The sequence below is a fragment of the Paenibacillus cremeus genome (assembly GCF_007786445.1).
GTDB classification, from domain to species: domain Bacteria; phylum Bacillota; class Bacilli; order Paenibacillales; family NBRC-103111; genus Paenibacillus_G; species Paenibacillus_G cremeus.
On record NZ_VNJI01000009.1, the window covers coordinates 120,702 to 131,697 of the forward strand.

Here is a 10,996-nt window from a genome sequence, read left to right on the forward strand (position 1 = left end):
ATCACCGCCAGGTACGATGAGCAATGCTTCATCGAGCTTCAAACTTACCGAAATGTTCAAAGAAGCACCGTTCCTTGGCGAACGGTGCTTCTTTGGCATTATTGCTCTATGGCTGCTTCCTGCTTCTTGACTAATCTTCCAATGACAATAACGGCTTGAGCGCGCGTTGTTACGCCTCCAGGCTCGAACGTGGCTTCCGTCATGCCATTCATCAAGCCTTCCTGCAGTGTGAAGGCTGCATCTGCTTGCGCCCAGCCCTGAATCCGGCTGCTGTCGGCAAACGGCTTCAGCGCATCGGAGGGGTCGGCAGTCGGAGCACTGCCTCTTCCAGCAAGTGAGTACGCCCGGCTGATCATCACCGCCATCTGCTCGCGGGTAATGGTTTCATTCGGCGCGAAGCGCCCGGATTCCAAGCCGTTCACGATCTTTCCAGACGCAGCCGCTAGTACCGCCTCGTAGTACCACGCTCCTGGAGCCACATCCTGGAATGGGGCAGCCTGAGCCTTCGGAGGTACAGGCAGATGCAGCGCTCTGACCAGCATAGCGGCGAACTCGGCCCGGGTGACAGAAGCCTCCGGCTTGAATTCGGTCGGCGATACGCCGTTCACGAGCAGACGACGTGCCATCTCATCGATCTCCTCCTGCGCCCAGTGCCCTTTCGTATCGGCAAACCCGGCAGGTAAGCTCATGATGGCATAATAGCCTGGAGAGCTCTGATCAAACAGCAGCGCTTTGCCATCTGTAGTCCTCTGGCTTGGGATATAGGTCCACATGGCGGAATCCGGATCATAGCGGTAGACCTCACCTGAGAGTCCATCCCCGATGGACAGCTGACCTTGAATCGCACGTTTAGCGGCCATTGGGAGAGCGATAGCTTTGTCACCGCTGCTCGCCTCTACAGTGACGAGTGCGGCTCCCGTGATGAGCTGCAGTGCCTCGTTTTGACGTTGGGCCGCCTCGGTAGCAGCCTGCGCAACCTGCTGCTCCGCCATAGACAACCTTAACCGGATGATCGTTCCATCGGTCAGTCCGCCGGTTTGGAGCACTGCCGCATTCCATCGGACGAGCATCCGCTCCGTCTTTAACAGCAGTGCCGCTTGGTTTTGTTTCATTTGACGCAGGGCTTCGAGCGGCAGCGTCAGGATCATTTCGTCCGCCGGCTCCTTAACTTCCACATATAGCTCCTTCGATTCCTTCGTATTCTTGAGCGCCTCATTGACGGCATCCTTTGCAATTTGCACCACCACGGACGTTCTTCCGCCCGCATCCGTCTTCTTTTCCTTGACCGCGGTCTCGCCTAAGTTCAAGGGGTCGTGTGCTCCCGCTCCAGAGGCCGATGAGCCTCCGGATGAACCGGAACCGGAGCCCGACGAACCCTGCCCCGTGCTGCTTCCATAGCTGACTTGGATAGTATATGTCTTCACACGTACGCCGCCGCCCAGTTCCACCATCACTAGGATGATCCCGTCATCCGGTATGGAGACCAGCTTCGAGATACCGCTAACCGCCGGTTCCACACCAATGCTGAGCTTCGCATTCGGATCCGCAGCTATTGCCGTCATGGCAATCTCTTTGGTCCCGGTTGGAAGCTGCAGATTATAAGCTGTAATCTCTGGGTTAAAGGCAGGAGACAGATTGCCGCTCGCTGCGGTCAGGCTGCTCAAATTTGAATTAAGGTCCGGCTGCAGCGACCTGGTATCGGCGGCGGAGCCGTTTCCTTCCTTATCCTTTACGGCCCCATCCAGTAAGCTCAAGCTTGACGCGGCCTGAATGGACTCGGTTAAGCTGAGCAGCAACTCTTGGGTTTCAGCAGCGTCCTGGCTCTTTACGGCAACTGCAGAACTGACTAAATCTGCCGATCCGTTCACGCGGAACTTAGCTGCGTCGGCTGTCGGTTGAATTGGTTCATTAAAATGAACCCGGATAATTCTGCCACCGCTCTCGACTTTGACGTTCTGCACAACCGGCCCGGTCTTATCGAGCTCTTTCATCATGAACGAAATCATTGTATCCTGATGCGTCATCTCTGCCATCGGAACGTTGGCATAGCTCGTATAATAACTGCGATCCAGCTTCACGGTATACGTTCCGCCCGCCGTTAGCGGCGACTTCGGTGTAAACCGGACCGTGCGGGATAGCATGACACCGGCCTCTTTGGCACTTTCCTCTGGCCCTATAAACTCGAGTGTTCCTGCCACACTCTTATAAACCGAATCCGTAACGACAGCTGCACCTTCCCGAAGTGTGGTGACTTTCAGATACTTCGAGAACATGATATCCACATAGCTTCCACCCTGGTACGTTACTCCCGTGACCGTAGACACTTGCGGCGGTGTCCGCGAGACAAGCCCCGCATTGACCTCCGTTTGCGGTGGTGGAACCGGCAAAGGATCACTTGTGAATGTCTCGTAGCCGTCCTTGCTCCATACCACCTTCCACTGGCCCGGCGGCACATCCCAACCGTATTTTCCGGCGGTATCCGTCAACTGCGGATTGGTCTGGTCGTAGTCCTCCGCATGCCATACCTTCCACGTTCCGGTACCCTCCTCTTGAAACAAGACGGTGGCCTTTACCCCCGGAAGCGGATTGCTTTTGACCGCCTCATACACATATCCACTCGGATCGTAGAGCCACTTCGGACCGGCTACCTTATGGGCGTTGCGACTATATTTGTTCTTCTTTTCGAAGTCCGGGTTATCGCTGCACATGTTATAGCCTGTGCCCACCGCATCGATCTGCTGGTTGACGTAATTGTCGATCTTATGGGAAATGACACTCGATGCCATACCGGCGACGACAGCTCCCGCTCCCGTAAGTCCCATTGCTCCGGTCCATGCGCCCAAAGCGGTCTTTGCCACTTCCCCGACGACCACTGCGGCTACAGCCTTACCGACCTGAGGGATCGTTTGCGGCCATTCCGCCAAGCAGTCCAATCCTGAAGTTTCGGCATTGTACATGATTTTATTAATTTTTCCGGCAAAGCCTTGGTACTTCGAATACTGCCCCTTGATTTTAGAAATGTTCCCTTTCACCTTATCCACATCGGCTTTAATTTCCAAACCGTATTCCACTGTATGCTCCCATCGGCCGAGATCAATCGGAATATCTCCCAATACTCCTAATGCGGTCACCCGATCTTTATTTTTGGAAGCTTGAAGCGAAGATTGAAAAAGCCCCCTTGGAATATATCCCTTCGTTTGGAGCTCAAGCGATGTTTCCGTTTCGGTCATATCGAACCTCGTTTGCACGGAAGGTATGCCGGAGAGCTCGGCGAGTGTCTTTTCCTCCTCTGTCGGCACGTAGCTCGACTGTGGATCTACCGTGAGTGTGATGCTCATCGTCGCACCATCCAGCTGCGGAAACCTTAAGCTCGCCGTTCCTTTGTACTTGCCGTCAGCAAGCACAAAGCCTGTCGACGAAACGACTTCAAAATCCCTCATCTCCGGAGGAAAAGCCGCACGGATTTGGTTCATGTCCGGCAGGCTGCCGTCAAAGGTGTGCGGTGTCGTTTTCACGTCGTAATCGACATAAATACCGCCGAGCGCATCCCTCGTCGTCGGCACGACCGCCCGGAACAGATTACCTTCCCGAATGGCCGGTACCGGTTCACCTTCCTGGCCTTCCAAATACACGCGAACATTCTTCACCTGATCCGGCTTCGAGAATTCAAAATCAAATTGGAACGGGTTGCCCGGCACTACGATATAGGTGAGAGGCGGGGCCTCCTTCCCCATCTCCACCGTCGCCCATTGCTTATCAGGTGCCTGGGCGAAAGCCATGCGCACCAGCTGCGGTCCATCCTTATCGTATTGCACATACACTTTATTCGACTGCAGCTCTACGTTGTTCAGGGTGGTTTGAGCAGATACCGCGTGCGTGCTGGGATTACCCAGATCCGCTAGAGTCGCTTGCACCTTCCAAATCCCGGATGCATTCGCAACCGCGCCGCCGATGCGAACATCGGTATCGTAAATACTAACCGGACTGCCTGCCGGCGCATAGCCGCTCAGTCCAATCTGCATTCCGGCATCGGAAACCAGCTCTGGAGCTTCTATCGTTACCTTAGGCGTATCCAAATGCACGGTACCGATCGTTTCCTCTACAGCAGTCGCATCCAGATTCGCCTTGATTCTGGCTGTCGCCGCTATGCTATCCTTGTTAAAGGAAGGAGATACAGCAAGCTTGTAGGTCACCGTGCCGCCGACGCCCTTAGCCAGCTGGCCAATAGGAACGACTAGCGTCCGTCCCTCCACACTCGCGGCTCCTTTGCCTCCAGAAACTGCCATATGTCCTTCCGCATCGGACACCAGCGTCATGCCATCCGGAATTTCCAGCAGCAGAGCTGCGTTAGTCGCGGTTGTCGTACTATTGTTCTGATAATTGGCTCGAAGCGAGATCGTACTGCCGGGCAAAGCCTGTGCAGGCTGCGAGGAGAACGAATTGCCCGTTTGATTGGTAAAATAACTGGTAGGACTGAACGAAATGGTGCCTAACGGTTTAATCTGATTCTCCAGAACGGTAAAATCTACGCTTGCGTAGGCATACTGGTATCTGCCGTTTTGATCCAGGGTCCGTTTGGTCATCTCCAAACGATAGGTGCCCCCAGAAGGCACGTTGATGTTGAACGGGTCGTTCTGGAAATCACTATCCCAAGCGGCGGCAACCCATTCCTTGCTTCCACTTGGTGTCAACCGATACACATTGCCGTTGTAATTATTGGTGCGGCTGATATCCACCCTCCCTTGGACCCGGGAGCCTTTTTCCTCGAGTCGAACCTCGGCCATAGCATTGGAATGCTCATCCATATTGACGGTCGTACATTGATTCACATAAGCATAAATTTGCCCGGACACACACACCTCGACAGGCATTCCCGGACGTCCACCCAAGGTGACTGCATTGGAAAAGTAGGTACGAATCCACCCGTACTTCGATTGAACGACGGTGGAGAACCGTTCATTTTCCATATCCAGCGGGCCCATCCATTCAGTATCGAGCGCTTTTTTGTACACTCTCAGGTTCACCACGCCCGCCTCCGGCTGCCTTACCGGGATATCGAGCAGACTCGTCGTCTGAGCGTTTACCTGCGCCGCGATCGGGCCGGAGGTGTACTCGAAGGAATATTGCGATGCTTCCAGCGTTACGTCCCCAGCAAACAGCTCCATTCGGGCCTTTCCGTCCAGACTGGTACGGGCACTCGTCACAATAGGCTTCCCTTTGTAGGTTTGGGTGGCAGTAACATAGGCATTAAACACCGGCAGGTTGCTCGGGTCCTTCACCGTCAGCTCGAGATTTCCCCGATCGGGAGAGATCAGTTGCACCGTCAGTACATTATCGCCTTTGTCCAGCTTTAGACTCAGATTGGCGCCGGTGGACAGCTCGTAATAGAAGTTGCTTAGATCCAGCTCAGCAGTAACTGTCTGATCACGAAGCAAGCCATCAACCCAGTCCGTCATCCCTTCCACGTCGGTGTTTCTTTCCTGCAACAGCTCGTGCTTGGCATCCCATAGGGTAACCGGAACAAAAGGAACCGGCTTTCCCGCTGCATTCACGACCTTGACCCGAACCTGTGCAGGTACGAGAACAGGAAGCGTTAGCTCGGTTGTTTTTCCAGATTGGATGTCGATCCCATTTAAGCGGCCCATCTCATACCGGTAATCGGGGGTATAGAGGGAAAGGGCGTACGTATCGCTAGGCCATAGCCCGGTAAGAAGCTGCGTTCCGGTATCCCCCAAGGTAACGGTTTGTTCCCCTTTATCGGTACTATATACGGTTAAAATCGCGCCCTTCAGCTCCTCCGGCGTGGCTCCGCTGAAGCTTAACTGCAGCCCTCCGCCGACCGGAGCAGGCAGCAGATCGGCCATTCCCACCTCTACCGTGCCTACGCCTCCAGACAGTGTCAGCTTCATGGAGGTGAGCTCCGTGGCTCCCGGTGGAAGAGTGAAGGAGCCGGTGTAAAAGCCAAATGCGTCCCCCAGCTCAGTTAACATCATTGAGGACGATTTAGAAACCTGGCTATCCCCGTTCCATTCCATATAAGTCCAATCCAATTTAGCCTCGCGTTTAGCCGTTCCTTGCGCTTGTATCGTAATTTTACTTCCTTGAATTAAAGGCCCGTTGCTTCTGCAGCGTTCCCCCGACCAAGTCATCATTAGCGGAATATCCGTTGGGGGCGGGTTCTCTCCTCCACCCCCATCCCAGGTGTAGAGGGGGCCGTTCATACTCCGATGGTAGCGGCTGTCAATCGCCTCCACCTGGAATACATCATCCCTGCCCGGCTCCCGCTTCTGACTCGTTAGCGTGTAGGTTACAGCTTGGGTAAAAGCCACTGGAACGCCGTTCTTATACAGTGTATAACCAATGATTCCATCCGAGTCTACCACCTGCGGCCAGCTGAATGTCAGCTGATCCGCCCCCGCACTGGACGCGCTCAGCTGGCTTCCCGCCGGCCATACCGGAGCCGTCCCGTTCGTAGCGACGAAATAATCGAAAAACTCAAAGTTCCCGCCGACGGTTTTCTCCAAATAGGTAGAAAAGAACGCCACGGTATGGCCTGTATCTCCTACGGTCGGTCTCATGCTGGGCGACAGTAAAGGAATCGCACTGCCGGGTACCTCGATTTTGGAGGATGTGAATCCTTGACGGTCCGCCACATAAACGTCCGATCGGTCCTCGCTATCATCTGTTGTTACCTCGTACGCGACATAAGCGCCATTGCGGCTAATCGAAGGAAACCCGCTGTCGCCCGCATGCTCCGATCCGTTCGCAAGACGGGATACCCGCTTAAAGCTCTGATCACTGCTATCGTACACATAAACATCAGTCCTGCCATTCGTATCCCCAATCGTCAGGTCATCGCGGTGTGTCGCGAACGCGATATATCGTCCATCCCCACTGATGGACGGCGCGTTCCCTTCCGTAATCCGGCTCAGCTTTTTGCCTTCCGCCGCATTCCGGTCGTACAAGTACAAGCTCTCTGCTTCGGCAAAGTCCCCCGCATCCGTCAACTTAGCTGTGGAGACAAAAGCGATCCTGCTTCCATCATCCGCACTGATGACGGGAGCCCAGCTTCCATGGCTCGAGGACGGTTCCTTAGGAGTGCTAATCCTCTCCAGAGTCTTCGCCTTATGGTCGTACAGATAAACGTCACGTGCTTCGTCGGTATCTTCCGCCACCAGCCCTATGGCCTTCGTATCAAACACGACCAGCTGTCCATTCGCGCTAATCGAGACGTAATCTCCATCATCCGTATTGAGCTGATTCGTGCTGCTGATGCCGTTCACGGTTTCCAAGGTATCGGATAATCGATTGTATAAGTACACCTTACTTTTACCACTGATGATGCTGTCTGCATAGGTATAGGCGAAGTAATGGGCATCGGGCGTCATGTCAAAATGAAGAACAGACCCGGTCGTATCGGGTGTTTTGATCGGCTGGTACAGACCCGTACTGCGATCTTGAACATATACCAGCTTGCGACCAGCTGTTTGCGCTTCGTTCACCGAAATGGTCATAAACGCCATATAGCGCTCATCCGAGCTCAGCTTACTCACGGGCGAATCATAAGCAGCAAACAACGCGCCCGCAACCGAGCTGTTTAGCTTGGTCAGCAGATTCCATGTCAATGGCACCCCTGCCTGAAAGGGCTCTGGCGGCGGAACGGCGGCCGCTGCTCCGTCGGAGCCGTATACCGAGCCATAGACCGACTTCGTAATCGTCGGCGTCGTACTTGCCGCACGGACATCGGCTGCCCCCGCTCCAGTTGGAACCGCGTTGGTAATCAGCAGAGCCGCAACAACGCACTTCGCCAGCCTTCTTCTAAGCTTCATCGTTAAACCGGTTAGCATACGAGTTAAACCTCCGTCTATTAATGATACATTCGTACCATTATAACGGCATAATAAGGTAAATACTACCATTTAATTGCAGTATTAAGAAAAATTTAAACTTTTAAAGTGGTAAAAATACTAAAAGCACAATCATCTGATACATACTGTATGTAAAAAAGACTGGTCAGGAAGCGACTTCCCGGCCAACCTTTAACATGTTCTAATCCAGCCCAGACCCTACTACGCCCGCACTTTATAAACCGCCTTAATAAAGCCTCCAAACACATCGTGACTAAATGTAAATCCTTTCTGGAGATAAAACTGAAGCGCCGCATCGTTGCCATTGGAAACATAGATGAAGATGACCTCCACATCGGCGAAGCTCTCCAGCCAGTCCATTGACATCTGAAACAGCTTGGAGCCTAACCCCAAGTCACGATATGGCTCACGTAAATATAAGTTGTTCAGGCAGCCCATCTTCGAGGGGATCTGCTCCCAGTCCGGGTAAAAGCCCAACACATCGCTTTTTCCTTCCACCGGAGCCCAGGCCGGAAACGCCCGCTTACTCGGATCGATTCGATCAATCGTTGAAAAGACATAGCCCACGGGATCCCCGTTGTCCTTAACGACAATTACCTGGCTTTCCAGCGCATTTTCATAGCTTCGTTTCATGCGGGTGTCGAAGTTCATCGTATCGAACGCCTCTGGAGCCATCGTGGCCATCGACTTTTGAAACGCCATAAGCTCGTTACACAACTCTCTGCACTGTTCAATGTTACCGTCGGTTACGACTTCAATCGTTATGTTTGGCAATTGGCTCACGTCTTCCCCTAATTTTAGTTGTATCATAACATAAAAGGCACCCGCCGCTTAATCTCCTCCGTCCGCATTTAAGCAAAGCAAAAAGCACTGACTCAAAAGTCAGTGCTTCAATCATTAATTCCATTCAAGCTTCGCTTCAACCAACAGCTTCTTGAGCGCTCTGACGGCAAGAACAAAGGCCCCTGGACCGCTAAACCCCTTGAACGCTTCCGCGGACGATAAATGCGGCTCCAGTGACAGGAATCCGCCAAAGCCTTGCTTCTTCAGCACGCTGATCAGCTCCTGAAGCTGCCCGTCTCCTTCGCCGGCAGGAACGACCTTCCGGCTTTCCATTAATGCATCCTTAATATGATAATAAGTAATGTAGGGCGCAAGCAGCGGATGAGCCTCTGTCATCGGACGCACACCGCACTGCACGAAATTGGCCGGATCAAACGCGCAGCGCAAATTCGGAGAATCACAACTCTGTACAATATCCAGGCACCGCTCGCTAATGTCTCCGTAGATATCCTTCTCATTTTCATGCAGCAATTGAACGCCTTCTTGCTCGGCCAAGGTGACCAACTGCTTCATGCGGCTCAGAACCTCATCACGATAAGCCGAAGGATCTTCGCCCTCCGGAAGGAAGAACGAGAAGAGGCGGATATTCGGTGCCCCGAAATACTTTGCCAGATAAATCGCACGTTTGAACTCCTCCAGGTGTGGCTCGAAGGAGTCCGTGATTTTAATCTTCCCGATGGGAGAGCCGATAGACGAGAGCTTAAAGCCGCGCGCATCCAGCCGTTCCTTCACCTTCGCAATTTCTTCATCCGTCAGTTTTAATACATTCTTACCCCATACCCCGCGAAATTCCAAGTGCGAAATGCCCTCGGAGGCCAGTACATCCAGCTGTACCTCCAAATCGGGAGATATTTCGTCTGCAAAAGCCGATAATGTTACCAAAGCTCTCCACTCCCGCTACTCTTGATTTATTGATAATCCTTCGCTTTTTTCACCAGCTCGTCATAAGCCGCCTCTGGGGTCATTTTGCCGAACAATACCTTCTCGCCGGTATCTTTATAGTCCTTCGAGGTGAAGTTGCTCCAGCCTTTGGCACCCGCATTAAAAGGCTGCGCGTCAGACGCCACATTTTTAATCAGCTCGCCCTGCTGCTTGTCCGCATCCGTAAAGCTAGGCGTTAAGTAGTCCAGCATCTTTTTCGACACAGGAACGCCCCGAGTCGTCGTAAGGAGATCCGCTGCGTCCTTCTCGTTGACGAACCAATCAATAAATTTCTTTGACTCTTCGATGTTTTTGGAATCAGCACTGATAGACCAGAACATCGAAGGCTTTAACCATCCGCCGGCTTGTGTCCCTTTAGGCGTTTTGACCAGCTGGTAGGCACCCGGCTTCAAGCCCTCATAGCCCGGGAAGATGGCAGCTAACGTTCTTCGGATCAGCACCGTGTCATTGTTCATCAAGTCCATTTTGGCATCGTATTCGATATCCGTCGTCGTGATTTCAGGAGGAGGAACGACGCCCTCTTTTCTCAACTCGGCATACTTCTTAATGAAGCTGAGCCATGTATCTTTATCAATATTGAATTTGCCGTCAGGTGTTACCGGATAGCCTTTGCCTTGGCTGACTTGATAGGAAGTATAGGTATCATAGTCGGCCGTAGCATCCATCAAGGCATACTTTTCTTTCGGAAGCTTCGCCTTCGCGTCCTTGCCGAATTGGAAATACTGCTCCCATGTCCAATCATTGCTCGGAGGTGTGAGACCGAGGTTGGCCACTGCCGTCTTGTTATACACCATGCCGTTAGCATTATTGCCCAGCGGGATGGCATAGAGCTTATCTTTATACTTCCCGGAATCCAAAAGGGATTTATCGATCTCCGCCGTATTGATGCCTTGGGAGAGATCGGCCAGCTGATTTCTTCCCGCATATTCCGACAGCCATTTCGGGTCCATTTGGATAATATCAGGCGCATTTTTAGCCGCCGCTTGCGTCGCCAGCTTATCCGCATACCCGTCAATCCCCGAGAATTCGGTTTCAAACGTCACATTTGGATGCTTCTTGCTGTACGCGTCAAGTGCTTTCAATGTTGCGTCATGTCTGGCTTGTGAGCCCCACCATACAATGCGTAGCTTTACAGGCTTATTATCCGACGCCGACGCCCCGGAAACCGAGCTGGCATTGCCTGCTTCACTTGGTTTATTGCCGCAGGCGGCCACGCTCAAGGCTAAGATCGTCGTCATCGACAGCATTCCGTATCTTCTCAGCTGCTTGTTCATTGGATGTTCCCCTTTATCTCTTGGAGTGAATTCACTTGCCTTTTCATTATAAAATGTCAGTGGGAAAAG

General features: G+C 52.8%; 4 protein-coding genes. All 4 read right to left on the bottom strand.

From position 1 onward, the window contains the following. Positions 1-98: 98 nt before the first annotated feature. The gene (locus tag FPZ49_RS09420; protein WP_144845858.1) at positions 99-7,847 is read right to left on the bottom strand and encodes an S-layer homology domain-containing protein; all 7,749 of its coding nucleotides are present in this window, start codon (positions 7,845-7,847) and stop codon (positions 99-101) included. A 222-nt stretch (positions 7,848-8,069) separates the two neighbouring features. Continuing rightward, entirely contained in the window at positions 8,070-8,678 is a 609-nt protein-coding gene (locus tag FPZ49_RS09425) for a GNAT family N-acetyltransferase (RefSeq protein ID WP_144845860.1), read from the bottom strand. An 87-nt stretch (positions 8,679-8,765) separates the two neighbouring features. After that, positions 8,766-9,593, bottom strand: a complete 828-nt coding sequence (locus tag FPZ49_RS09430; RefSeq protein WP_144845862.1) for a sugar phosphate isomerase/epimerase family protein — start codon at positions 9,591-9,593, stop codon at positions 8,766-8,768. A gap of 26 nt (positions 9,594-9,619) precedes the next feature. Then, positions 9,620-10,927, bottom strand: coding sequence for an ABC transporter substrate-binding protein (locus FPZ49_RS09435; protein ID WP_144845864.1), 1,308 nt, complete (start codon positions 10,925-10,927; stop codon positions 9,620-9,622). Positions 10,928-10,996 lie beyond the last annotated feature (69 nt).